23 protein-coding genes are annotated in these 25,843 nt (G+C 38.2%); 15 read left to right on the forward strand and 8 right to left on the reverse strand.

All coding sequences use genetic code 11. The features are described from left to right. Positions 1–7 precede the first annotated feature (7 nt). Entirely contained in the window at positions 8–1,519 is a 1,512-nt protein-coding gene (locus tag FAY30_RS05045) for an ATP-binding protein (protein WP_190284821.1), read from the reverse strand. Positions 1,520–2,356: 837 nt separating this feature from the next. On the opposite strand from FAY30_RS05045, the gene FAY30_RS27465 reads away from it, so the two are divergent. The 3 genes from FAY30_RS27465 (at position 2,357) to FAY30_RS05060 (ending at position 3,655) form a co-directional block, all read left to right on the forward strand. Then, positions 2,357–2,536 (forward strand): hypothetical protein, encoded by a 180-nt coding sequence (locus tag FAY30_RS27465; protein ID WP_223820900.1) that lies wholly within the window; start codon positions 2,357–2,359, stop codon positions 2,534–2,536. A gap of 178 nt (positions 2,537–2,714) precedes the next feature. Then, positions 2,715–3,041 carry a PadR family transcriptional regulator gene (locus FAY30_RS05055; RefSeq protein ID WP_149868856.1) on the forward strand — a complete coding sequence of 109 codons (327 nt, stop codon included), beginning with the start codon at positions 2,715–2,717 and terminating at the stop codon, positions 3,039–3,041. Beyond that, complete coding sequence (locus FAY30_RS05060; protein ID WP_190284822.1) at positions 3,038–3,655, forward strand: DUF2812 domain-containing protein; 618 nt, start codon at positions 3,038–3,040, stop codon at positions 3,653–3,655. Before FAY30_RS05055 ends, FAY30_RS05060 begins: the two co-directional genes overlap by 4 nt. 116 nt (positions 3,656–3,771) lie before the next feature. Here FAY30_RS05060 and FAY30_RS05065 read toward each other — a convergent pair whose 3' ends face one another. Beyond that, positions 3,772–5,931 (reverse strand): peptidoglycan D,D-transpeptidase FtsI family protein, encoded by a 2,160-nt coding sequence (locus FAY30_RS05065; protein ID WP_149872604.1) that lies wholly within the window; start codon positions 5,929–5,931, stop codon positions 3,772–3,774. 274 nt (positions 5,932–6,205) lie between these two features. Between FAY30_RS05065 and FAY30_RS05070 the strand changes: the two genes are divergently transcribed. Continuing rightward, positions 6,206–6,733 (forward strand): GrpB family protein, encoded by a 528-nt coding sequence (locus FAY30_RS05070; RefSeq protein WP_149868858.1) that lies wholly within the window; start codon positions 6,206–6,208, stop codon positions 6,731–6,733. Between the two features lie 65 nt (positions 6,734–6,798). On the opposite strand, the gene FAY30_RS05075 is transcribed toward FAY30_RS05070, so the two are convergent. Then, complete coding sequence (locus FAY30_RS05075; RefSeq protein ID WP_149868859.1) at positions 6,799–7,215, reverse strand: GNAT family N-acetyltransferase; 417 nt, start codon at positions 7,213–7,215, stop codon at positions 6,799–6,801. Between the two features lie 121 nt (positions 7,216–7,336). Here FAY30_RS05075 and FAY30_RS05080 point away from each other — a divergent pair, with 121 nt between their 5' ends. Further along, positions 7,337–8,737 (forward strand): MocR-like pyridoxine biosynthesis transcription factor PdxR, encoded by a 1,401-nt coding sequence (locus tag FAY30_RS05080; RefSeq protein WP_149868860.1) that lies wholly within the window; start codon positions 7,337–7,339, stop codon positions 8,735–8,737. A gap of 37 nt (positions 8,738–8,774) precedes the next feature. On the opposite strand, the gene FAY30_RS05085 is transcribed toward FAY30_RS05080, so the two are convergent. The 3 genes from FAY30_RS05085 to FAY30_RS05095 are packed head-to-tail and all read right to left on the reverse strand — an operon-like array spanning position 8,775 to position 12,045. Then, on the reverse strand, positions 8,775–9,509 hold the full coding sequence (locus tag FAY30_RS05085) for a YqjF family protein (protein WP_149868861.1): 735 nt from the start codon (positions 9,507–9,509) through the stop codon (positions 8,775–8,777). An 11-nt stretch (positions 9,510–9,520) separates the two neighbouring features. Then, on the reverse strand, positions 9,521–10,909 hold the full coding sequence (locus FAY30_RS05090; protein ID WP_149868862.1) for an FMN-binding glutamate synthase family protein: 1,389 nt from the start codon (positions 10,907–10,909) through the stop codon (positions 9,521–9,523). A 20-nt stretch (positions 10,910–10,929) separates the two neighbouring features. Next, positions 10,930–12,045 carry a GerAB/ArcD/ProY family transporter gene (locus FAY30_RS05095; protein ID WP_190284823.1) on the reverse strand — a complete coding sequence of 372 codons (1,116 nt, stop codon included), beginning with the start codon at positions 12,043–12,045 and terminating at the stop codon, positions 10,930–10,932. Between the two features lie 185 nt (positions 12,046–12,230). Between FAY30_RS05095 and FAY30_RS05100 the strand changes: the two genes are divergently transcribed. Further along, entirely contained in the window at positions 12,231–13,850 is a 1,620-nt protein-coding gene (locus FAY30_RS05100; RefSeq protein WP_223820901.1) for a spore germination protein, read from the forward strand. 54 nt (positions 13,851–13,904) lie between these two features. Here the strand turns inward: FAY30_RS05100 and FAY30_RS05105 are convergent, their stop codons facing one another. Together FAY30_RS05105 and FAY30_RS05110 are read right to left on the reverse strand one after the other, a co-directional pair. Then, a complete protein-coding gene (locus FAY30_RS05105) occupies positions 13,905–15,029 on the reverse strand; it encodes a GerAB/ArcD/ProY family transporter (protein WP_149868864.1) in 1,125 nt (374 codons plus the stop codon). 15 nt (positions 15,030–15,044) lie between these two features. Then, positions 15,045–15,278, reverse strand: coding sequence for a hypothetical protein (locus FAY30_RS05110; protein ID WP_149868865.1), 234 nt, complete (start codon positions 15,276–15,278; stop codon positions 15,045–15,047). A 137-nt stretch (positions 15,279–15,415) separates the two neighbouring features. Between FAY30_RS05110 and FAY30_RS05115 the strand changes: the two genes are divergently transcribed. The 9 genes from FAY30_RS05115 (at position 15,416) to FAY30_RS05155 (ending at position 25,835) form a co-directional block, all read left to right on the forward strand. Then, entirely contained in the window at positions 15,416–16,615 is a 1,200-nt protein-coding gene (locus FAY30_RS05115) for a Ger(x)C family spore germination protein (RefSeq protein ID WP_149868866.1), read from the forward strand. 59 nt (positions 16,616–16,674) lie between these two features. Continuing rightward, positions 16,675–17,871, forward strand: a complete 1,197-nt coding sequence (locus tag FAY30_RS05120; protein WP_149868867.1) for a Ger(x)C family spore germination protein — start codon at positions 16,675–16,677, stop codon at positions 17,869–17,871. A gap of 35 nt (positions 17,872–17,906) precedes the next feature. After that, positions 17,907–18,992: a GerAB/ArcD/ProY family transporter gene (locus tag FAY30_RS05125; protein WP_149868868.1), complete on the forward strand. Its 1,086-nt coding sequence runs from the start codon at positions 17,907–17,909 to the stop codon at positions 18,990–18,992. Between the two features lie 167 nt (positions 18,993–19,159). Next, positions 19,160–19,912 (forward strand): vWA domain-containing protein, encoded by a 753-nt coding sequence (locus FAY30_RS05130; RefSeq protein ID WP_149868869.1) that lies wholly within the window; start codon positions 19,160–19,162, stop codon positions 19,910–19,912. Between the two features lie 226 nt (positions 19,913–20,138). Then, on the forward strand, positions 20,139–21,773 hold the full coding sequence (locus FAY30_RS05135; protein WP_149868870.1) for a M4 family metallopeptidase: 1,635 nt from the start codon (positions 20,139–20,141) through the stop codon (positions 21,771–21,773). A 145-nt stretch (positions 21,774–21,918) separates the two neighbouring features. Then, positions 21,919–22,461, forward strand: coding sequence for a signal peptidase I (gene lepB, locus FAY30_RS05140; protein ID WP_149868871.1), 543 nt, complete (start codon positions 21,919–21,921; stop codon positions 22,459–22,461). Between the two features lie 358 nt (positions 22,462–22,819). Continuing rightward, positions 22,820–23,833 (forward strand): biotin synthase BioB, encoded by a 1,014-nt coding sequence (gene bioB, locus FAY30_RS05145; RefSeq protein ID WP_149868872.1) that lies wholly within the window; start codon positions 22,820–22,822, stop codon positions 23,831–23,833. A gap of 362 nt (positions 23,834–24,195) precedes the next feature. Then, positions 24,196–24,480, forward strand: coding sequence for a hypothetical protein (locus FAY30_RS05150; protein ID WP_149868873.1), 285 nt, complete (start codon positions 24,196–24,198; stop codon positions 24,478–24,480). Between the two features lie 752 nt (positions 24,481–25,232). Beyond that, complete coding sequence (locus FAY30_RS05155) at positions 25,233–25,835, forward strand: ECF transporter S component (protein ID WP_149868874.1); 603 nt, start codon at positions 25,233–25,235, stop codon at positions 25,833–25,835. The last annotated feature ends 8 nt before the right edge of the window (positions 25,836–25,843 follow it).

Below are 25,843 nucleotides of genomic sequence, written 5' to 3' on the forward strand. Positions count from 1 at the left end.
TGCTGTTCTATTTTTCGCCCGCTAAGGGTAGTGTTATGACGACTTGAGTACCTTTACTAGGAATACTGTTCATCACAATAGTTCCACTATAGGAGTCAATGATTCTTTTGCAGACTGTTAAACCTAAGCCGGAACCATCCTTTTTCAATGTATAGAAGGGGGTAAAGGCCTGATTTATTTGGTCCTTGTCCATTCCGACGCCATTATCGGCCACTGTAATTTTACAGGAATCTGACTGTTTTTCAAGATTTATTGATAATTTTCCACCATGAGGCATTGCCTGCAAAGAATTTTTTGCTAAATTTAGAATGACTTGCTTTAATTGATCCTTGACACAAGAAACTGGCAGATTTTCAGGGTGATAATCGACCAGGAATTCTACATTCGTGTAATTAGCTTCCGAATGAATAATTGGCTCGATTTCCGCAAGAATGTCATTGGCATTATACGTGTTATGTTTATAGGCTGTAGGTTTTCCGAGAACAAGCATTTCACTAACAATCGCATTAATCCGGTCAATCTCAGTTTGAATGACCTCGAAATAAGCTTGAGCTTTCTTATCAAGATATTCCTCGCTGAGCAGCTTGATCAATCCTTTAATACCCGTTAGTGGATTCCTTATTTCATGAGCCGTACTGGCCGCAAGATTGCCGATTAGCTCCAATTTATGTATTTCCGTCTGTGCCTTCTCCTTTTTTACCTTTATTTTTAAAATATAATATTGCACTGATAAATATAAGATACTTGTGATTGTTAACAGAATGATGAGATTAAGTGAAAAGTTTTGCCAAAATATATGATCATGGTCGTATGGAATGAAAACTGAAATCTTCCAAGGTACCATGGCTACCCTCATACTGGACTCTGCAGAATGTTCTCCTGGAACAGAGCCTGCTTTTATTAATATCTTATCAGTACCATCCTTGACAATAATCATTTCATCTTTTAAATAGCTTTTTATTTCAGCTTCTATTTCGTCAAACCGAAGACTGGCAACCAGAACCCCTTTAACCTCTCCTTGATGGACAACGGGAGTGGCAATCGAGATGATAAAACGTCCAGTGATACGTCCGATATGTGCATCCGAAACACTGGTTTTCCTTGTGCTTACGGCTTGTTGAAAATAGGATCGATCGCTGACATTTACTCTATTAGTTGTTGGATTTGTGCTGAATAATAAATCCCCGTTGGTATCCGCCCAATAAAATCCTGAAAAACGAGGATCCTTTCCTGTTGTTTCTTGAAGGATATTTTTTACATCGTTTAGATTTTTATGTTGGCTTTGAATGAAGGTCGCAAGCATTTCCAATCTGCCGACGGTTTCACCTAGAAAATTCTCGGTGTTCATCGCATGGAAGTTAGCGTATTCTGAAGCTTGGCTTTTATACTGGACCTCTGCCATTCCTACTTGGTGTTGTGCTATCCCTGTACTAATCACTACGGAAGGGATTATGGCCATCAGTAGATAAATGAAAAATTTATTTCTTAAGCATTTGCGTAGAAAGCGAATGAGAGTCAAAAGGATCTACTCCTCCAATATGTATAGTACTATTCTACTGGTTTTTGTGCTAAAAAAACATAAGGTGCAGCCTTATGTTTATGCCAGGTTGGATATTTTGAATAAACATTTGATGATTGACCATTCGCCTATTATTCTTTGGGCTTTAAGTTAGTTATATCAGATTTATTATTATCTGAAAATAGGAATCTTTATTATTTCTTGTTAAATGGACATGGAGTGGGGAATTTGCCATTACAAATTGAGTAGAAATTCATAATTTAGTAGTAAAGATATTTCATATTGGGAGGTGGTTGATATGCAAAATAGGAGAAGAAAAAGCCCATTTTCTTTGTGTGTTTTTCCAGGTTACCGATGGTGCGGGCCAGGGTGCAGCGGACCAGGAGCACCGATCAATGACGTAGATGCCTGCTGCCAAAGACATGACCGCTGTTTAAGCCGTGGTGTTTCACCTTGTCAGTGTGATGCCGAATTTATTGAGTGCCTCCGAACTAAAAAGAATAGATTTACAGATAAGGGAAGAAAAGCTGCACTTATGCACGACTTTATGAAAGTGAAAACATCCCTCACATGCGGCCGGCCTTATCGGCGTTAAATGGAAAAAGAAAGAGGGATATTAACCTTCTTTCTTTTTCGCTAATTCCATTCTATCCTTTGTTATCGGCGGTTGTTCCAGAAACACTAAAAGGGACATATGAAACATAATTAATCTGAAAACGTTTGGCCGGTCATTTTTGGGTTATTTTATGTAATATGACCTATAGAACAAATGAATTGAAAATTTGATCCATTTCAGTGAATATAGAGCTATAGTTGATTTTTGAAAGGGCGAACTTAATGTATTTCATCTACTGGTTTCTTAAATTTGGATGGCTTTTGCTCATCATATTCATTGGAAATATTTATTTGAGCAAATTGGGTTTATGGTCAATCGTCATTGGTATTGCCCTGTTTTTAGCAGGGAATTGGATGATTAATAAGAAAATGGACCCTTATTTAAAAGGGGAAAATCGGTAAATCTGCTATGCAGGTGAATACCAAAAAGTGATTGCCACTTGGAGATAGGAATCTCAAGTGGTATTTTTATTGGCAATTTATTGGAAAAGATTTTGTTGACTTATACAGTTAAACTGTATAAAATGAAACTATATAGTTGAACTGTATAAAGTGAACTTTACGAATAGGAGAAATTTAGATGAAAAGGGAAAAGGATATTCCACTTACTGAAACAGTATATTACATTCTATTGTCATTGTTGGAACCGGCACATGGATATTTAATTTTGCAAAAGATTGAAGAGCTAAGCGAAGGCCAAGTGAGAATGGCTGCTGGTACCTTATACGGGGCAATAGAAAACCTACTAAAACTTAAATTTATTCAGCCAGTCGAAAGTGGGGATAGTCGCAGGAAGGTCTACCTCATTACAGATAAGGGAAAGAACATACTGCGGTTGGATGCAGAAAGAATGAGGCATATGATTCGTATAACGGATGATGCATTTAAAAACGAGAGGGGATTATGATGAGGAAATTAAAATACTTTTTAGATCTCGAGAAGGAAGAAAGATGGTTGAATCAGATGGCTGCTGAAGGGTATGAACTAGTTGGCAAGTCAATGGGGTATAAATTTCATAAAGCTAAGCCTGAAAATTCAAATATCAAAATAGATTATCGTATATTTAAGAAACAAGCCGATTTTGTTGATTACATTACATTATTTGAAAATTGCGGTTGGAAGCATGTTGCCGGGACAAAGGGTTCTGGAACACATTATTTTAAGAGGGTCAGTAATATGGCGGATGAGGATATTTTTTCGGATATCGATTCCAAGGCGGGCAGATATAAAAGACTTTCAGACATGTACATGTCATTAGCTGCTTGCTATCTGCCAATATTTGCTGCATTAGTGATGACGAATGCCATCGACACAGGGGCTTTCCTAAACCCGAAACAACTTTACTTGACACCGGGATTATGGGAAAAGGAGGGTTCAGCCTTCTGGGAGTCATTTTTGTTTGAAACGCCGTTTGCATTCTTTAGAGGGTTTGCCTGGACGGCATTTCCAATTCTGATTGTCCTTTGTTTCGTCTTTAGTTTCAAAGCACAACAGCAATACAAGAATATGAAAAAGCTATAAATGCAACCTATATCTTTAAAAGAGTATTACACTCACAATGATTGGGATTAATGGAGATTACGAAGGAATTAATAAAGAGCTAGCCCCTGCTAGCCCTTTTAATTTGGATAAAAATATCAATTATCGTTTTCCTCATTTTGAGAAACATTCGATGTGTCTGATCCTTGTGTCAATCGAGCTGCTTTTAAATCAAAATACGCTTTAAACACTTCATCGGCAATTTCTAAATTTGTATGTGTCTTATCCGTCGTAGACCAAGGAACAACGACAGAAATGGCAATTTCAGGATTGTCATATGGGGCATAACCAACAAATGTTACATTCCATAGCATGGGATGGCCGCCTAAAGGTCCATCATATAATGCCTGGGCTGTTCCTGTTTTTCCGGCAATCTTATATTGTTTATTTTTGATTGAGCCGTAACCTGTCCCTTGCGAATCATTGACGACAAGCCTTAAACCTTCTTGAACATGCTTTACCCAAGCCTCTTTCATATCAATTTTATTTAGTATCGTCGGATGTACTTCTTGCAATATAGGACCGAGTTCCTCCGAATTACTAGTCGGTCTTCGAATTTCTTTTGCCAGATGCGGTTGAATCCGAAATCCGCCGTTTGCGATCGTTGAAATATACTGAACAAGTTGCAATGGCGTATAGGTATCATATTGTCCAATGGCATAGTCTAACACTTTACCGGCATCCGGTGGTATTTGTCCGGCACCGTATCCTGTTTGTTCACCAGGGAGATCAATGCCCGTCCTAACCCCTAATCCAAACTGAGCAAAGTTTTTTCGCAATGTGTTTATCGCTGCCACTTTGTCAATACTTAACGGTCCATCTGGAATATAGGTCTGTTGTCCGCCGATTTTCATCGCAGTTAAGAACATATATACATTCGATGATCTTTTTAAAGCATATAAATCATTAATGGAGCCGAAGCCAGTCATGTTCCATGATTTTTTAACTTGTGTACCCTTAAACCGCAATGGTTGGTCATATAGTTGCTGCCATGGAACGATTGCTCCTGTTTGATATCCAGTTAATACTGTTGCTGCTTTTACGACAGAACCCATTGAGTAGGAAGTAGTCATGTTTCCTAAGGCAAAATCTCTTACTTCCGTTTTTTTCGTTTCATTATCTGTTACATATTGTTTTCCAGACATGGCGAGCATTTCCCCGGTTTTTGGATTCATAACCGATACTAACGCTCGATCCATGTATTTTTGGCCGGATTTTGCTTTACTCAGTTTATCTTGAACAATCCCGTCAACCTTTTGTTGAAAGTCAATATCAACAGACAAAACAAGGTCATTCCCGCTGCTTCCTTCTTTAAATACTTCAGATTCCAATACGTTTCCTGATTTATCTGTTACATTTCTAACCGTTTCCTTTTGACCTTGTAAAACCTCTTCATACTGCTTTTCAATATAACTTTTTCCAACACGATCATTTCGGCTATATCCCTTTGCTAAAAAGTAATCGAGACTATCTCTTGGCAAGCCTTCTTTTGCACTTGTAATCTTTCCTAAAACGGAGCTTAAAGGTCCATTCCCGTCCGCATCTTTTAATATAAATTCCCTATCCCAATCCGTCGTCGTATTCACTCCAGGCAAGGAATCGAGATTTTCACTTACTACTGCAAATTCTTCATCAGTAACATCCTTATTTTTGATAATTTGTGGTGATAAAGCTGACCCGCTGGACATCTCCCGAAAGATAGCTAATACCTCCAGCTCTTGTTTAGAAAAAGAATGTAACTCTTCATCTGTAATTCTTTCCCTAGTTAAATCATAGATTTCTTGATCGTACTCTTTCTGCTCCAATTCTTTTTTCCTTAGTTTGTCTTTATCCTCCTTGGTGATTTTGGCAGTGGCTAATTTGGGATGTGTCAGGATCCAAAAGTCTTGACGGTCTCTCTTTGTAATGGCTTTGAAATCATCTTCAGAGTCTTTACTGATGAGTGTGGCTAATTTTTTGGCGATCTTTAGCATTTCAGCTGTTGTAACCGAATTAGAACGTGTATAACTAATAGCTTTTAAAGGTTTATTTCCAATTATTAATTTTCCGTTGGTATCGTAAATTTTACCCCGAGGAACAGATGTATTTATGGGGACAATTTCCTTTTGGTCTATCTCCCGCTGAAAATTTTCTCCAAAAACAATCTGTAACGTTCCCAGTCGAAGGATTAGTGTTGAAAATAATAGAAAGACAATAAAGAAAAGGATGTTTATTCTAAAAGGAACATTCTCTTTTTTCTTCTTTTTTATTTTATTCAATCTGAACATTCCTCTCCGTTGGTAGAAATTCCTGCTACTAATCTACTATAATGAAAATACTATATTTTGGAAAGTTAATTGTTTTGAAAAATCAAAAAGATTTTGCAATACAATTGTGAAATTACCTAAAAAATCCCTCGTAAATATTGACTGTTTTTTACTTTAGAAAGTTTCGTGTAATCCCTAAAATGTAGCGTAAATAAGTGTTTTATCAATTTGTATTATTGTCAGATCATTTAAAGTACAGAATTATATAAAAAAGGGGGAAAATGAAATGAAAATTAGACTTACCGATTTTAGTGAAGATTGGCATCGAATGTTTCAAGAAGAGGCTCAATTTCTGAAAACAATATTTGGTGATATGGTCATCAGATTTGAACATTTTGGCAGTACGTCAGTTCAAGGCATGAAGGCAAAACCTGTTATCGACATGATGTGTATTGTGAAAGACATCAATAAGGTGGATGAATTCAACCCCCGAATGGAATATTTGGGCTATGATGTTGCTGGTGAATGGGGCATTACAGGTAGAAGGTTATTTAGAAAAGGCGGGGAAAACAGAACTCACCATATTCATTTTTACCAATTTAATAATCCTCAGATTGAACGACATGTAGTATTTCGGGATTATCTACGGGCTCATCCGGAAGAAGTTGCAAAGTACAGCCATTTTAAAGAAGAATTGGCTAATCGTTTCGAAAACACAAGTGATTATAGTCCAGCAAAAAAATATTTTGTGAAGGAAATGGAACAACATGCTCTCATTTGGTTTGCAGAAAGTCAGCAGCTTAAAAGTGATTGAATGAACAAATAATCCTGTCATATCTTCCTAGTTTGAGATATGACAGGATCTAAAGGGTACTATTTTTACTTGTTCCTCGGAATGATATAGCCATTTTCGACTTTGTCGAATCCAATTCGCGGATAATAATCCATCGCAGCGGGGGCGGACAGAAGCAATAATACTACTTCATCGCCAATTTGTTCTTGTACCAGCCTTATGAGTTCTTTTCCAATTCCCTGTTTTTGATACTCCTTGTTCACTGCTAAATCCGATAAATAGCAGCAATAGCTAAAATCTGTGACTGCCCTAGCAACACCTACCAATCTTTGCTCATCCCAAGCGGTAATGAGCAAATCAGCATGTTCAATCATTCGCTGCAGGCGGGGCAGGTCATCAACAGGGCGTCTGATCCCGGACTTTTTGAACACATCTGATAATTCCTCGGCAGTAACAGCTGCCTCCATCGTAAAATAGATTCCTTTACCATTTGAAATACTCATCGATCACATCATCCCTTCCAGCTTTATATCTATGATTATAGGAAAAAACTGATATGCTCAAAAGGGTCAGATATAATAAAATTAACCATACCAGATAATGTTATGTGTGGAGGCGATGGGTGTGTTAGAGATCATGTTGGATTTGGATTACGAGAGTCGGGATCCATTGTATATTCAACTCTATAACTTAATTAAAAAGGAAATTCAAGCGGGAAAAATTGAACCTGGAGAAAAGCTGCCTTCTAAGAGGAAGCTATCTCTTCATCTTGGAATTAGTCAAAATACGATTGAGACAGCATATGAACAATTGCTGGCAGAAGGATATGTTGAGAGTGTGCAGCGAAAGGGGGTTTATGTGAAGGAACTAAATCGTGATTTGTTTCTTCCTATGCACGATGTTGCCAACATGACAAAGGAAATAAAAGATGAAAACATACAGTATGACGTTGATTTTAGTCATGGCGCAGTCGCGATAGAACATTTCCCCTATCCCATTTGGCGAAAGTTAACGGTACAGAGTCTTTTTGAAGAGGAAAGTTCCTATTTTTTAAATGGTGACCCACAGGGAGAATTACCGCTCCGGGAGGCAATTGCAAAATATTTGTATCAATCAAGAGGTGTAAGATGTGAAGCCAATCAAATCATTATTGGTGCCGGAACGCAATATTTAATCAGTTTGTTAACGATTGTCATCGGGAGAGATAGGATATATTCTATGGAGAATCCGGGATTCCATCGAACAAGAGAGGTATTTAAAGATCAAGGAGTGAGGTTAAAGCCAATTCCACTCGATCAAGAAGGGATTAATCTCACACAATTAGTTAAAAGTAAGGCAAATGTCACCTATGTTACCCCTTCACACCAATTTCCAAATGGGATGGTGATGCCGATTTCAAGGAGAATGGAATTATTACAATGGGCCGAGGGGGAGGGGCGGTATATTATTGAAGACGATTATGATGGTGAATTCCGCTATAAGGGGAAACCGATTCCTTCGTTGCAAGGATTAGACCATAACGGTAAAGTGATCTATTTAGGGACATTTTCAAAATCGTTGATTCCTTCGATTCGGATAAGTTATATGGTTTTACCTGATAGTTTGCTTGAAAAATATAACCAGCATTTTACGATTTATAAACAGACTGTTTCCAGGCTCCACCAGCATACACTTTCGCAATTTATGTTGAATGGGCATTGGGAACGGCATTTAAATAAAATGAGAACCGTCTATCGGAAGAAGCAAACGGCATTGATTCGATCCATTGAAAAATATCTGAGCGACCATGTTCAGATTATCGGTGATGAGGCAGGGCTGCACATATTATTATGCTTCCATAATCATCTATCAGAAAGAGAACTCATTGAAAGGGCAGCAGAATATAAAGTGAAAGTGTACCCAACCTCTGTTTATTATGAGGGGGGGTATCCTGATCAAAAGCCGATGGTGTTATTAGGTTTTGGCGGTTTAACAGAGGAAAAAATAGAACAAGGGGTTCAGTTATTAAAAGCAGCCTGGGGATGAACCATCATTGTTAGGATCATCACCCTTATGAGCTGGCTCATTTCTGTACTCTCTTTATATTCGAAAAAATAGAATCAACTCCAGCCGAAAAGTGAAAAAGCGGCTGCATCCTCGGAAGTTCAATCTTAAAAGGTGCAATAAGGGTATTTTGGTAGATAGCGGCTTCCACATTTTGTAATGGCCATGGGGTATGGTCAATTTCACCGTGGTAAATATTTCCCTTTGCATCTACACTGTAAAGACAATAGCGCTCTGTCAGCCAGTGGTCAATCATACCTTTTTTCGAAAAATATACATCGGACGAAGCCATAAACTTTCCATCAAAACTTGCTGGGAAAGAGCTTCTTCTATCTTTTCTTAAACTATGATAATAAAATTCAGGTTGGTCTTGTTGGGTATGTATTTGTGAATAAAAGTACGGCAGGCGGTACCATTTCCTTGCGAGGGTATAGGTTACCCAATGCGGTGCATCCAGTGATAAGAAAAAGACACCCGGTTTGCCATTAAAATGGACATAGGTGCGGACATTGATTTCCGGAAACTTTGCAAATAACGGCATCCCCGGCAATCCGCGTAAAAAAATACCATCCATAACAAAAGCGACAACACCAATCCACGCATATCTTTCAAACGTATCAACCTGCAGCGGTTTTGGAACATACGGCCGGATTACATCCACGGGAATGGGCCAATGAGCAAATAATAAATTCTTCCACGATTGCTTCATGATCCAATTTTTTGAAACATCCTGAAAGAAATGCGGAATATCCATCAAAACTCACCCTACTTTTCATAAGCTAAAGGTACTTTTGTTACATCACTCGTTACTTGATCCAATGCGACAAGATCCTCCGTGTTCACTTGATGAACATCTGTTTTCCCTAAAGAAATCACAGCCACTTTCATTTCTTCAGAAAATGAGGTTAAAAAGTTTGCCAAATAATAGGCTGCTTCCTCTTCATCAAATTCTTCAGAGAATCTCCCTGCGTACCATGCCAAAGTGGTTGGCGGCTCAAAAGGAATAACCTTTGTTACTTGGGAGTGGGTCATCGCCCATAATACAGCAGTCCCCATGAAAACAGCATCCGCCCCCAGTGCTAGTGCCTTTAAACAGTGTCCAGGTGTGAAAAAACCTCCTCCGATCAACAAACTAATTTGGTCCTTCACACCTCTGTTGTTTAAAAATTGTACGGCTCGAGTAAGCGCATAAATTGTTGGCAGTCCGAAATCATCCTGAATAATAAGGGCAGATCCTTTTGTCCCTGCCTGCCCCCCATCAATGGAAATAAAATCAACTTCAGCTTGTATTCCAATTTCTATATCTTCCTCTAGCCTGTTTCCGGCGGCGATTTTGATACCAATTGGAATGCCGCCTGTCATTTTTCGAAGCTTTTGTACTAAATTCTTTAAATCATCTGGATTGTTAATCTCGTCAAATCTTCTTGGAATAACTGCTGTTTCATCAGGTTCTAATCCCAGCATATCCCGGGCTTCACCCTGTAAGGTTTCAGGGGGTATTCTTGCTGGTGCTGCAGCAGAGGCACCCTGTCCAATATGGATTTCGATGGCATCGGCCTGTTTTAATACCTCAGGGTTTTTCCCCCATTTTGCTGAATGATATTGAACGATCATATATTTTGCTCGTTTTCTTTCTTCAGGCAAAAAGCCGCCTTCGCCAATATTACATGCTGTTCCAACAACAGCTGTCCCCATTGCCTGCGCAAGCCTTACTTTTTCACTCACACCTAGTCCATACGCCATAGCCCCAATTAATATAGGCATATCAATCGTCAACGGTTTTTTAGCCTTAGGCCCAATCACCGTCTGCATGACTACTTGAGTATCCTCATGGGAGGGAAGCGTCGCTAATTGTGCAGGGGAAAAAATCAGACCGTCGAAGTTTAAGAATTTCCTCGGAGTTCCAAATGGTCTTTCAATCACCCCTCCATTTGTAGCCCTTAAACTATTTTCAATCACGATCTTTGGATCCAAACGAGTTAAAGCTACAACCATTTCCCAAATGTTTTCTTCATATGGATCCTTCATCAAAATATTGGTAAAAACGCCGATAAATCTCTTTATCATCGGACGCGCAAAAAACAACAAGCAGATACATGTAAGTACGGAACCAAATAGTGAAGCAGCCAATATTAGCATCCAATTTAACATCATGAATCATCTATCCCTTAAAATTACTTTTGTATAGTAGATCTTGATTTACCAAATAGGCTTCGAACCCCAATCATCAAAAGGACAATGACAGGAACTCCTACTAAAAGTGGAAACCCAATTAAATATGGCATTTGATAATAAAAAAAATTTTGATAGGCCACTTTATTTTTTGCCCCTACAATCGAGATAATAAAGATGATGGAAACGACTGGGAAAATCAATGGCTGATACCTTTTAAACTTAAAAATATCGGTTAATCCAATCAGGATTACATAAACATAGAGGAATATTTTTGAGAAAAATCCAACTGCAAATGTGCCGACAACGATGGAGTCCATCCTCTCGATAATATTGCCTACATTAATCTTTTCAACCGCAGCAAGCAACGGAATTTCAACATTCTGTGCCCCTGCACCAAGGACACTAATGTTTAGAAGAAAGGTCCAGGAAAGACCTAAACCACTTAACAAAATTGACAATAAACCTGGTTTTTTTACTAGCTCAGGCTTATTTAAGTATGGGAACAACATAAGAAAAAGAAAGATTTCTCCAAAAGGGAAAAAGATTATTAAGGGTATAGCCTGTTTTAGTACTGGGAGCCAGCCGAATTCTAACACAGGCTGTACATTTTTCAGTTTTATTATTCCGGAAGCAAGGACGGTTAAGTTACCTATGATCCCGAAGGCTGCCATTGCGGCAATTAAGATTTCCGCTGTCCTCCCCAACACTTCAATGCCTAAATAGCAAGCATAAGAAACCAATAAGAGGCTGATGAACATAATAACAGGTATAGGTGTTTCAGCTAAAATATAGGTTCCCATCGTATCCCCTAAATGCCGAAGATTGAATGAAGCTACAAAGAAAAAATAACCAATATACACTAAGCCGAGTGGAAGTCCAATATATTTACTAAATACATTTTCTAAAATACCGGTAAAAGGGAGTGTAGGATACCGTTTGAATATCTGTAAGTAAACAAAGTAGAATAGCATCAACGCGCCAATCATGCCGATCGTGATCGATATCCAAGCATCTTGTTTCGCTTGCATTCCCATTCTTGTAACAATTCCGGTTCCCAATTGAAATAGAAACATGAGAGAAAATAGTTGCTTCGAATCAATCTTCGCGTTTTCCATTTCGTTAATTCCTTCCCTAAAAACAAAAATTTCATTTATTATTTTTATCTTCATGCTGGTAAATTAAACCTACTACTTACGTCATCTTCTAATAAATAAATAGGAAGGCTCCATTTTTATTGAATATGCTTATTTTATGAGGAAATAATAACGTTAAATAATAGTAGGAATAAGAGGGAATAACCTTGAATTTTTTTAAAATGAAAAGTAAAAATAAGATTAAAAACAAGTGGGCAGATTTACAACAGAAGGCAAATAACCAACCAGTTCAGCCGAAGGGATCCTCAGAAGGTAATGAATATTTAGAACGGAGTTTAACGGATAACATTCAAAAGATTAAAGAACTATTTGGAAACAGTGATGATATTATCCTGAGGGAAATTAGAATTGGTCAGGGAGATAAAATCAGAGTTTGCATCATTTTTACAGACGGCTTGGTTGATAGTCAATCTACTCAAAACTTCATTATGGAAACGTTAATGATTGATTTTCGAACAGCCGATGTTGAAAAAGAAAGACGCACTGGAGAAAATCTTTTACCCTATTTAAAAGAAAGTGTATTAACAGTCGGAGACATTCAAGATATTGGTGATTTAACCAATCTGCTGGATTCCCTTTTAAATGGAAAAGTCATTCTTTTATTTGATGGATATACGGAAGGCTTTGCAATTGAAATGAAGGGCGGAAAAGAACGGTCAGTAGAGGAGCCTACGACTGAAACGACGATCAGGGGACCACGAGAAGGATTTACAGAAAATATAAGGGTCAACACAGCGTTACTAAGAAGGAAAATTAGAGATCATAACCTATGGATCGAATCCAGGAAAATTGGAAAAGTATCAAAAACTAACCTCTCCATCATGTATATAAAAGGTATTGCCAATGAGAAAATTGTCAAGGAAGTGCGTAAAAGGCTTGATCGCATAAAGATTGACAGTGTTTTAGAATCTGGTTATATCGAGGAATTAATTCAGGATGGTATTTGGACACCTTTTCCTACCATGTATCATTCGGAACGACCTGATGCCATCGCTGCCGATCTGTTTGAGGGACGTGTTGCCATCCTCGTTGATGGCACTCCTTTTGTTATAACAGTACCTGTCATGTTTTCGCAGTTTTTACAATCACCCGAAGATTATTATAACCGGGCAGATATTACAACGCTTCTTCGTATCTTGCGTTATGTTGGTTTTATTATCGCATTGTTAGCCCCTTCTTTCTATATTGCTATTACAACCTTTCATCAAGAAATGCTGCCAACACTATTGCTGATTACTCTTGCTGCCCAGCGGGAAGGTGTTCCGTTTCCAGCTTTTATTGAAGCACTTGCGATGGAAGTAAGCTTTGAAATATTACGTGAAGCCGGTCTTAGAATGCCGAAAGCAATTGGCCAAGCGGTATCCATCGTTGGAACACTTGTCATTGGCTCGGCAGCTGTTGATGCTGGATTCGTGTCTGCTGCAATGGTGATCGTTGTCGCTATTACAGCGATCGCAAGCTTTATTGTCAGTAATTATGAATTATCCATTGCAATCAGGATGTTACGCTTCCCATTCATGGCAATTGCCGCGTCATTTGGGTTATTTGGAATTATTGTAGGATTGATTGCTTTGGTTCTTCATATGTGCAGTCTGCGTTCATTTGGGGTGCCGTATATGGCACCATTCGGCCCCTTTATTAAAGAAGATCAAAAGGATGCCATTTTTCGCTTCCCAAGATGGGCAATGGGTACACGCCCCCGTTTAATCAGTCAAACAAATATAACACGTGAAGACACCCCTGCTCCCAAACCGGAACAAAAATAACTAGATTGGCCATTTTTAAATCAGTAAAAGCTGCCTTTTTAGAAGGCAGCTGTATCATATTTTCTTATGTTTTTTATGATGTATTATTTTCCTTACTGAATATACCACTAATAAGAGAATAGGGAGTACAACTCCGTATAGTAAAGCATAAATTGGCCAAATATCCTTGTCATATCTTGTTGAATGTGTGACATTAGGGTGTACTAACAAGGAAATAATGACCAGAATCATTCCTAAGGGTAACATTAGTGGCCGATAATCTTTTATATTCAAGGTTTGTACAAACCCAATGATGGATGCATAAAAATAAATCGACATCTTAAAAAAAATGGTTATTACCCATATAATGGCTAATATGGCTTCTATTCGTTGCAAAAACTCCCCTACTTTTATTTCCTTAGCTAACGCATAGCTTGGATACATTTGTCTGGAGCTAGTCTCAGGTCCTAAGACTAACAGTGTTAATGTGATCAGGATAATGAAACAGACTCCCGCTATGCCTATGGCAATATAAAAATTTTTTTCAGCTTTCTTTCGTTGATTCACTGAAATAGGAAAAATCATCAATAATACAATCGATGGTAAGGTGAAAACACCCGAAAATATTAAGACAGCTCGTATCATTGGTTTAATTTCTGAATTCATAATGGGTTGGATGTTTTTAAACGTCCATAAATCAGGTGTTAATAAAACCGAAATCACTAGTAAAAAGAATAAAAATAAAAATAAAGGAAATAACACTTCTGCAGACCGCGCCAGCGTTTCCAGACCAAGACTAATTCCCATAATTAAGATGCAGGCAAATATGATTTGGATTGCCTCAATTGGCGTGTCAGGCATGATCTGAGTGGTCATGAAATAGCCTACAAAATTTAATAATTCCGATGCATTAAGAAATGAAAAGTAAACAAATGAAAGAGAAACGGTCTTACCTACCCATTTACCAAGAAGTGTTTCCATGATTTCAACTAGGGTCATCGCCGGAAACAACTTCCCTATTGCGATGTATAATGCAACCATCAAAAAACTAATACAAGTGCCAATTATAGAAGCAATCCAAGCATCTTGTTTAACCTCATGAGCAAGACTTCCTGGAATCGTTAAAATAGTCGTACCTACAGAAAATAAAATAACAAGGATTGCAAATTGACGTGGGCTTATCTTAATGTTATTTATCATAATTCTTCATCACACCTATTTCAGCAATCTGAATATAAAATCACTTAATGGCTGCAAAACCATCCTAATCCCATTAAGGGGGTTTGGAATATTCCAATGTAAACTATGTGCAATGCCTAATCCAACAGCAATAATCATTAAAATAGAAAATACCCATAATTCTTTTACTAACTTTTTTTTCCATAAGGTAGGAATTTCAAAAGCAACCATAAAAATGGCTGCCAATATGGTTCCAGCAACACCGAACATTTGGACTACTCCTTTTATTTTTATTTCATCAACGTATTTTTCCCAAAAAGTCTAACATTTATTGCTACATATTATTGCTTAAAAGTCCAACTTTTGGGGAGTATATAACTAGCTTTAAAGCTTAAAGGAGTAATGGGATGAATCGAAAATTCCTTGTAATTGTTTCAATCTGTTCACTGATTCTTCTGACTTCATGCTGGAACCGTAAAGAATTAAATGAACTGGCTATTGTGGTTGGAATGGGGATTGACCAAGCAGACGGCCATTTCATTGTGACTGCACAAGTCGTAAATCCTGGAGAAATTGCTGCATCGCAAGGAAGCGGTGGAAATTCACCTGTGGTTGTTTATCAAGAAAAAGGGAAAACCTTGTTTGAGGCCATTAGAAGAATAACGACCGTTTCACCACGGAAATTATATTTTTCCCATCTTCGTATTCTCGTGTATGGAGAAGAAGCAGCAAAGAAGGGGATAGGAAAATCGTTAGACTTTTTATCGAGGGATCCAGAGATGCGAACCGATTTTTATATTGCCATCGCTAAAAATAGTAAAGCAGGAGATGTTTTAAAAGTATTACCTGCCATGGAGAAAATACCAGTCCAACAATTATATGAATCGCTTCTAGCTTCTGAGACAGCATGGGCACCAACTATGCCAATTACGATGGATCAATTGAAATTAGATTTAGCAAGTGAAGGGATGAATGCCAAATTAACTGGTATATTGATTATCGGAAATGTACAAAAAGGAGGAAAACTGGAGAGTTTACAGCAATCTAAAACAGGAACGATCTTAAAATATGATGCAATTGGAATATTTAAAAAGGATAAATTAGCAGTGTGGTTAACGGAAGACGAGAGCAAAGGTCTCAACTATGCTTTAGGGAAAGTTAAAAGTACTGTTGTAACAATACCCTGCCCTAAAAAAGGAAATGCCAACATTGAAATAATTCATACAAAAACAGATTTAACAACAAAAGTTAAAGGTCAACATCCAAAAGGGAAAATAAAGATGATATCCCAGGCGATAGTTGGGGGGGTACAATGTGAGACACTTGATTTAAGCAAACCAGAAACAATAAGGAAGTTAGAAATAAAAACTGAGAAAATTATTCAACAAGAAATTTACAGTGCCTTACAGGCTTCACAAAAGAAATATAAAATCGATCCATTTGGTTTTGGTGAAGCAGTCCGGCGCAACGATCCAAAATATTGGCATTTGATCAAGAAGGACTGGATAGAAATTTTTAGAAAAATGCCTGTTGACTTAGAGGTTACTGTTCAAATACATGATATAGGAATGATTAAAAACTCTCCGCTAAATATGATGAGGGACTAACCTGCTTTAATATAATTATCGTCTATTTATGAAGCTTGGTTTTGGATGGGAGGAATTAGATGAAACGAAAAAAACTACTGATCATATTTTTCAGCTCGTTGATCCTCCTGACTGGCTGCTGGAACAGAAGGGAATTAAATGAACTGTCCATTGTAGTAGGATTGGGGATTGATCAAGAAAATGGGCAATATCTTATAACAGCGCAAGTAGTAAATCCAAGTGAAATTGCCTCTAAGAAAGGCGGCAGCGGCAAAACACCGGTGGTAGTATATCAAAGTAAGGGAGAGACATTATTTGAAGCAGTAAGAAAAATTACAACTGTTGCCCCAAGAAAACTGTATTTTGCCCACTTACGAATATTGATCTTTGGAGAAGAAGTAGCAAAAAAAGGTATAGGAGATATAATTGACGCGCTTTTAAGGGATTCAGAAGTACGAAATGACTTTTATATAACAGTGACCAAGAATTCTAGCGCCGCAGATGTGTTAAAAGTTTTAACTCCATTAGAAAAAATTCCAGCAAATAGTTTATTTGCTTCACTTGAGGTATCGGCGAAATCCTGGTCTCCAACTGAAGGTGTTACACTAGTTCAACTTGTTTCGAACATGGTGAGTGATGGTATTAACCCTATTTTAACGGGAGTTGAAATACTAGGGAAAGTAAGCGAGGGTGAAACGACTAAGAATGTAGAGCAAACACAACCGAAAGCAATTCTGCAATATAAAGGATTGGCAATATTTAAACAAGATAAATTGATTGGATGGATGAATGAAAGAGATAGTAGAGCGGTTCATTTTGCCTTAGGGAAAGTGAAGAGCAGTGTAGGAAATGTAATATGTCCAGATGGTGGTAAAGCAGTCATTGAGGTGGTTGACACAAAAGCCAAAATAAATACAAAGATGAGTAAGGGAGAACCACGGGGATCTATAAAGCTTAAAGTTCAAGGAAATGTCGCAGAAATTGAATGTAAAGGACTGGATTTAACCAATCCAGCATCTATTTCTTATTTGGAAAAAGAATCAGAAAAAAACCTTACACAAATTATTAACACGACAATACAACACGCTCAAAATAACTTTCGATCTGATATTTTCGGATTTGGTGAAGCACTCTTTCGTTCTGAACCAAATGATTGGAAAAAGTATAAAAAGAATTGGGATCAGACGTTTTCAAAGATGCCTGTTACCGTTGAGGTTGATATGGAAATCAGGCAAACTGGTACAATTAATAATTCGCCTATTAATAAAGTGGAATAAGCCTAAAATCCCCATGGGCAAAGTGAGGAACAATCATGCTTGAAAAGGGTAAAATTTCACCTCATCAATTTACAATAATGGTTGCAACATTTATAGTCGGCGGCAGTATTTTGTATGTACCTTCAGGTTTAATACAAAGTGCGAAACAAGATGCCTGGCTTGTTAGTATTCTTGCTGTCGGGCTGGGTCTATTCCTTGTATTTCTGTTTAATACACTAGGAAGTAATTATCCGAATATGAACTTTGCAGAATATAGCGAAAAAATATTGGGAAAGTGGCTTGGGATGTTAATTTCCCTTTTGTATTTTACCTATTTTTTTCTTAGTACCGCTGTTTTTATCCGGCAAATGGGTGATTTTGTTATCATACAACTTCTTCAGGAGACACCATTGCTAGCCATTCATATTCTTCTAATCGTCATTATAATAATAGGTGTCCGTTATGGTCTTGAGACCTTTTCTCGGGCAATAGAAATTTTCTTTCCATTTATATTTGTACTTTTTCTCATTTTTATCCTATCGATTTCCCCCATGATTCATTTTCAGCATCTGCAACCCGTATTAGGAAATGGAATGAAACCTGTAATGGCAAATGCAGTAAGGAACCTTGGAACCCCATATTTGCAATTAGTTTTGTTTTTAATGGTGTTTCCTGCAGTAAACCAACCCATAAAAGCTAAAAAATCCTTTTTGCTTGGGACAGTATTAGGGGGAAGTGCATTAACAATTGTTACATTAGTAAGTATATTATGTTTCGGAACAATTTTTGCTAAAAATCAGCAATTTGTCACCTATGTCCTAGCACTTAATATTAATATTGCTAGCTTTTGGCAGCGGATAGAAGCGATAATGGCATTCATTTGGTTCACTACTATGTATATTAAAATCACTGTTTATTTTTATGGCTCGGTTTTATGTATGGGCCAAATTTTTAAAGTAAAGGAATATAAAAGTTTAACCTTTCCTCTAGGGTTCATCACGCTTGTGCTCTCGCTTTTTATTAATAAGAATATTGTCGAGTCAGATCAACAAGCCGAATGGTGGACAGCTTTTTCCCTCCCTTTTGGGCTTTTTATACCATTATTGTTAATCATAGTAGGGAAAGTTAGAAAAAAGGGTTAAATACGATGAAGTCGTTCTTGAGGTGCTTGCAGATTAAAAAACAGGTAAAACAACAGTGGATTTCGTAAATAGAAATCCATGTAAGGATAATATTGGATTTCATTAAACTTAGAATACTATAATGATTATAAAATAGTTTATTTTGCAAAAAACTAGGGGGAGAAAAAATGGCGACAATTGATTTACAGAAAAAGAGCGTAAAGATTGTGCTGGAAAAAAAGAATCTAGTAAAGGTAACGGCTAGAGTAGGACTAGTTCTAGATATCACAGGATTAATGAGAAACTTATATAAAAATGGTACAGTGCAACGGGTTGTCGAACGAATATTAGCGATGGCCTCACAGTTTGATGATGATGGTGTCTTAGATGTATGGGTGTATGATAATGAATTTTCTAGATTAAAGCCTGTAACCGAGAGGGATTTCGCTGGTTATGTGGACCGAATTATTCTGAAGGATGAGTTGGTACATAAATTTGGCAGAAATGATGAACCGCCCGTGATGAAGGATGTACTAAGAAAGTATCTTGAAGAGGATCCGTCAAAGGATCCTGCCTATATTGTTTTCATTAATGACGGGGGCTGCAAAAAAACAATTAAGCCGCTAATTGAAAGCTCCGCTAAATACCCAGTATTTTGGCAATTTGTTGGCATTGGAAATGGTAATTTTGATTTTCTAAGAAAGTTAGACACCCTGGAAGGAAGAGTGGTAGATAACGCTAACTTTTTGCATATTGAAGATATTGATAAGGTTTCAGATGATCAGCTTTACGATGCGTTGTTAAATGAATTCCCAAGCTGGTTAAAGGAAGTAAAGCAAAAAGGGATCCTTCAACCTGAGGATTCAAAGCCGCAATCGAATGCGGAACAAGAGTCTCAGCCGGCAAAAAAAGGCTTTTGGAATAAATTGTTCAATCGATGACATTTAGTGAAAAATTATTCACTATGTAACGCGTAAAAAAATAATAGATTAATTTCCCAACGTTATCTCTATATTGACGTTGGGATTTTTACTAGAATAACTGAATTTGCCCGTAGTTTCTAGCCTTCTATCAATCACTTTTTTCCCAATTATGCAAATGATTCTAGCGTGCTATGATATTTTTTGTAACTGGAAATACAAATATATTAATAGGAGGCTGGGAAGGATGAAGAAAAGAACGTCACTTGTTTTAGCATTAGGATTAACAATGGGGTCTGTCTTACCAATTGCGGCTGCAGCAAATACGATTCCGTACAATGTTATGGTTCAGAAGGAAGCGAAGCAGTTTGGGAAGGATGCAAAGGTGAATTGGAAGAAAGGACAAGCTGTCCCATCCTTCGTCCATGGAAAATTATCAACTAAAGCTCACAAAAATAAAGATGCCATTAAGCAATTTTTAAAAGAAAATAAAGAACTCTATCAATTAGATACCGACAAAGATTTGACCTTGCTTGAAGTAGACACAGACGAGCTTGGCAGCACCCACTATAATTTTGTTCAGTCTGTCCAGGGAATCCCAGTGGATGGGGCAACATTTAAGGTGCATACCGATAAAAATGGGATGGTTACCGCTGTAAATGGGGACGTGTTCCCGGAAGCATCCAATTATTTTAAAGGAAAACTAAAAGCACAGGTTGCCAAAGAATCTGCTCTTGATCGGGCGTGGAAAGAAATTAACGTCACCAAAGCAGAAACAGAAACTAATGCAGAAGCAGGCCTTGATGGAAAAAAGTTTGAGGATACAGTAGAAAAGGCAGAATTAGTCGTTTATAAAAAGGAAAATGACTTTTATCTTGCTTACAAAACGAATCTGCAATTCATTCAGCCATACCCGGCAAATTGGGTAGTATATGTGGATGCTGTCAATGGGAATGTGCTAGATTCCTATAATGCCGTCAATGATGCTGGTACCGGGGTCGGCGTTCTAGGGGATACGAAAACACTTAACACATATTATTCAGGCGGCACCTACTATTTGTATGATACGACCAAGCCAATGGCAGGTGTGATTGAAACGCGGACAGCCGGAAATTTATCTCGTCTGCCAGGTAATTATTCTGTTGACCCTGATAATAATTTTAACGCAACTTCACAGCGTGCGGATGTAGATGCCCACTACTATGCTGGTGTTGTCTATGATTATTATAAAAATACGTTTAATCGAAATAGTTTTGATGGCAAGGGTGCCACGCTTCGCTCGACAGTGCACTATGGGAGAAATTATAACAATGCCTTCTGGAATGGTTCGCAGATGGTGTATGGTGATGGCGATGGAACAACCTTTACTTCACTGTCCGGTTCCCTTGATGTCATTGCCCACGAATTAACCCATGCGGTAACAGAAAGAACGGCGGGATTAGAATACCAGTATCAATCAGGTGCCCTGAATGAATCGATCTCGGATACATTCGGAGTATTCCTTGATAAAGCAGACTATCTAATTGGGGAAGATGTATATACGCCGAAAAAAGCAGGCGATGCCTTAAGAAGTATGTTAAACCCAACTCTTTATGGCCAGCCGGATCATATGAGTAATTATGTAAATACGACTTCTGATAATGGAGGTGTTCATACAAACAGTGGTATTCCAAATAAAGCTGCCTACTTAACGATTTCTAAATTGGGAACTTCTGTTGCAGAGAAAATCTATTATCGCGCCCTAACCGTATATCTTTCACCGAAGAGCAACTTTAGCGATGCACGCGCTTCATTACTCGCGGCGGCTGCCGATTTATACGGTACAGGCAGCACACAATACAATGCCGTTGCATCTGCTTGGACACAGGTAGGGGTCAACTAATAACGAAAGCATCAGCCACCACAAAATGTGGTGGTTGATTTTTTAAAAAAAAGGTGTGGTTTTTAAAAGGTCTTAACGGCTTGGTATAGAATAGTATTAATATCAGTACGTTCCAAATGGATAGAGTAGAAAGGTGTTGTTGAAGATGACTAGTTCGAACTCAAAAAGGGAGATTCTCGGCTGGGGAAAGTCATTGTTGATCGCGGTAGGCGTTACCGTTGTGATCCGAACATTTTTATTTTCTCCGTATATGGTAGAAGGTGCATCGATGGAACCGACGTTACATAATCAAGAGAAGATTTTTGTGAACAAAATGAACTATGTGACAAGTTTCAACAGAGGGGACGTTGTGATTATTAAGGGGCCAACTGAAAATTATGTAAAAAGAATCATTGGTACTCCTGGTGATCAGCTTGAAATGAACGATGACGAATTATTGATTAATGGTGTGCCCGTTAAAGAATCCTACCTGACTGAAAATCGTAAGGATGCTGAGAAAAGGGGGAGTCTGCTAACAGGAGATTTTGGTCCAATCATTGTACCGGCTAAGCACTATTTCGTTATGGGAGATAATCGGTTAAAAAGCATGGATAGCCGTAATGGTTTAGACTTTATCAAGGAAACAGCCATTGTCGGAAAAAGTGAATTTGTCATTTTTCCGTTTTCAAATATCAGAAATGTGAAGTAGCAGTTAAGCAAAAAAAGTTGAGAAATTTTAAGGCGGCCTTGATGCGGCCTTTTTCTTATAGGGGCAGGAAGGCAAAAAAAATAGATTGGTGTCAGCACCAATCACATTATGGGAAGTTTTAAGAAATGAGCTCTTATGAACTTATTTCTTAATTAAGTTACTCTTATCATAAGAAAAACTTGTGGAGAATTTGAGGGAAAACTGTGTGGAAGTTGTGAAGATTGTTTTGAACCGAGTAGGTCGTTTTTCCTAAAATGTCCAACTGGTGATAAAGTTATTTCCATTCTAGTTTGTGTAATTTATAATTTAATTGTTAACTATTCAGTTAATATGGTTAACAATTAAATGAGGTGATGGTATGGATTGGTCTAAGCTGGCAAGGAATGTGATTGAAGGGTATGAACTTACAAAGGAAGATGCAAAGGGAATATTAGTATCTAAGGATGAGGATATTTTATCACTCGTTAATGGGGCCTATGCAATTCGCAGGCATTATTATGGAAAGAAGGTAAAGTTAAATTTAATCATCAATGCTAAAAGCGGCCTTTGCCCAGAGGATTGTGGCTATTGTGCTCAATCGATTAATGCAAAAACAGAAATTGATCGGTATACCCTGATCAGCAAACAAACGATTGTCGAGGGTGCCAAGGAAGCGAAAAGAAATAAAATTGGTACATATTGCATCGTGATGAGCGGCAGGAAACCGACCAATAAAGAAGTAGAGACCGTCATTTCTGCGGTTCAAGATATTAAAAATGAGGTAGAGCAAATCAAAATTTGTGCCTGCATGGGGCTAGTATCAGAAGAACAGGCAGTAAGGCTGAAAACCTCGGGTGTAGATCGGTTTAATCATAATATCAATACAAGTGCGAACCATCATGAAAACATAACGACCACACATAATTATGACGACAGAGTCCAGACAATTGAAAATGTAAAGAAGGCAGGAATTTCTCCATGTTCCGGTGTTATCTGTGGGATGGGTGAAACCGACGAGGATATTGTAGATATGGCTTTTGCATTAAAGGAGCTTGATGCCGATTCCATTCCGGTGAATTTCCTTCATCCAATTAAGGGTACAAAGCTTGAGAATCTCGATGACCTAACGCCGATTCGCTGCTTAAAAATTTTATCCCTATTCCGGTTTGTCAATCCGACAAAGGAAATCCGCATTTCTGGAGGCCGCGAATTCAACCTGCGTTCCCTGCAAAATTTAGGGTTGTTTATTGCCAACTCCATTTTTGTCGGCGACTATTTAACGACTGATGGACAATGTGCCGATGCTGACTATCAACTCATCAAAGACCTAGGATTTGAAATCGAAGAAAATCCATTTGATGTTGAGAGCCAGTCATTTGCAAAAACGTATTAATTGCTAGTGATGCCCCAGGAGACCTGTGGCGGCATCCTTTTTTTTGCAAAAAAAAGGATTGGTGTTGTCTAAACACCAATCAAATTATGGGAAGTTTTAAGAAATGAGCTCTTCGAACCACTTCTTAATTAAGTTATCTTTATATTAATCTATACTTATGTAGAAGTTGTAGCGAACTTGTGTGGAAGTTGTGAAGATTCCTCTTATCATAGCCGGCAGCCGTTTAACACGACTTCTGCTGTAATGGTAAAAAATGTGGCCCCCTCCTTTATTGTCCCCCTGCTTAATGGGCGAAAATCTATTCCTTTCTGTAGATGTAGACATACACTGTTTAGCAACTAGTAAGAAAGGGGGAATTATGAATGGAACGACAAATGGGAGGTTATGCCGGAAACCCGGGTCAAGGTTATCAGCATGGCCACGGTACCTATTATCCAGGTCACGGCTATCACCACGGACATGGTGGTTATTACCCTGCACCGGTTGGCTATCACCACGGGCATGGCGGCTATTATCCAGGTCACGGCTATCACCACGGACATGGCGGTTATTATCCAGGCCACGGCTACCATCATGGCCACAGCGGCTATTATCCGGGTCATGGCTACCACCATGGACATGGCACATATCAACCGGGTCAACGTTAATCAAGTTGGAGCACCTCTGGGAAAGCCCTTCTCTTCTGAGGGGGCTTATTTGTGTCTTATTGAAATTTTTTCCCGTGTAATGGAGCTGAATGCTTAAAATAAATGACCAATTCTGTTTATTTTGATAATATTGTAATATATAGTAGTAAAATTTTCCTTCTGTTTTATCCCAAAAATGAACCATCAAATAGATGCTAAACAGTACCGCCCCATCAAGAAATCCCAACCTTTATAATACGAAGAGAAGTTAATAAAAATCATACATATTAAGCAACTAAACTCTTAGCATTCAAACTACAAATAATTCTCAAAAAGAGCTATTGAAAATGGAAAATACCCTGCAACCGGAGCAGCATATTCCCATATAAACAAGGCATTTCCAGCGATTCCAGATACAGAGCTGCTCTTTCATGTATGGAAGGCAGAAAAAAAGAACGGGGCTAAACACTACATAGGTATTGTCAGATGTCATGACAGATTTTATACTGATAAAGAACAAGAAATCGACAAGTACTGGTCAGAGAAAGGAATTCTCACCTCAGACTTGGAAACAGCCGCCCTATTTGTATTGATGGTCTACACGGCCTAAAGACCGCATCCATATTAAAGAGGGGGATTTGGAGGGAGGAATCAATGATTACATTGATGCGAAAAACAATAGCAAGCGTAGGGAAGAGCTAGAAATTCTCAGGGCGCTCGAAGCGATTGTTTCCTATGATTCTAGTTTTAAAAATGCAAAGGGGGTTTTATCAATGAAGAAGCAAAGCATGTGGTCGTTCCGGTTATCAACTGCTGCCCTTGTATTAATTCCGGTTGCGGTGGGTGTCAACTATATTGGTAAATTACTAGCACAATTGTTGAAGCTGCCGCTGTGGTTAGACTCTATCGGAACTGTCTTGGCTGCCATGCTGGGAGGCCCGATTGTCGGTGCCTTAGCCGGTGCAATTAATAATATTATTTACGGTTTTACTGATCCGATTTCGTTTGTTTATGCTATTACTAGTGTAGCGATCGGTTTAGCGGTCGGAATCCTTTTTTACAAAGGCTATATTTCCAGCTGGGGGAAAGCCATTGTTGCCGGGTTAATCATTGGCCTTGTAGCGACGGTTGTATCGACACCGTTAAATATTGGCTTCTGGGGCGGACAAACCGGAAATGTATGGGGGGACGCTTTATTTGCTTTTATTCTAGCAAAAACCGATTCTACGTGGCTGGCATCCCTGCTTGATGAACTTGTAGTCGATGTACCGGATAAATTATTAGTCGTATTAATCAGTTTTGGTATTTTCAAAGGATTACCGCGGAATGTCGTCCAATTATATAACAATAGTGAAAAAATCGAGACCCTAGATTAAGTCTCTTT

The sequence above is a fragment of the Bacillus sp. S3 genome (genome assembly GCF_005154805.1).
Lineage (GTDB): Bacteria > Bacillota > Bacilli > Bacillales > Cytobacillaceae > Neobacillus.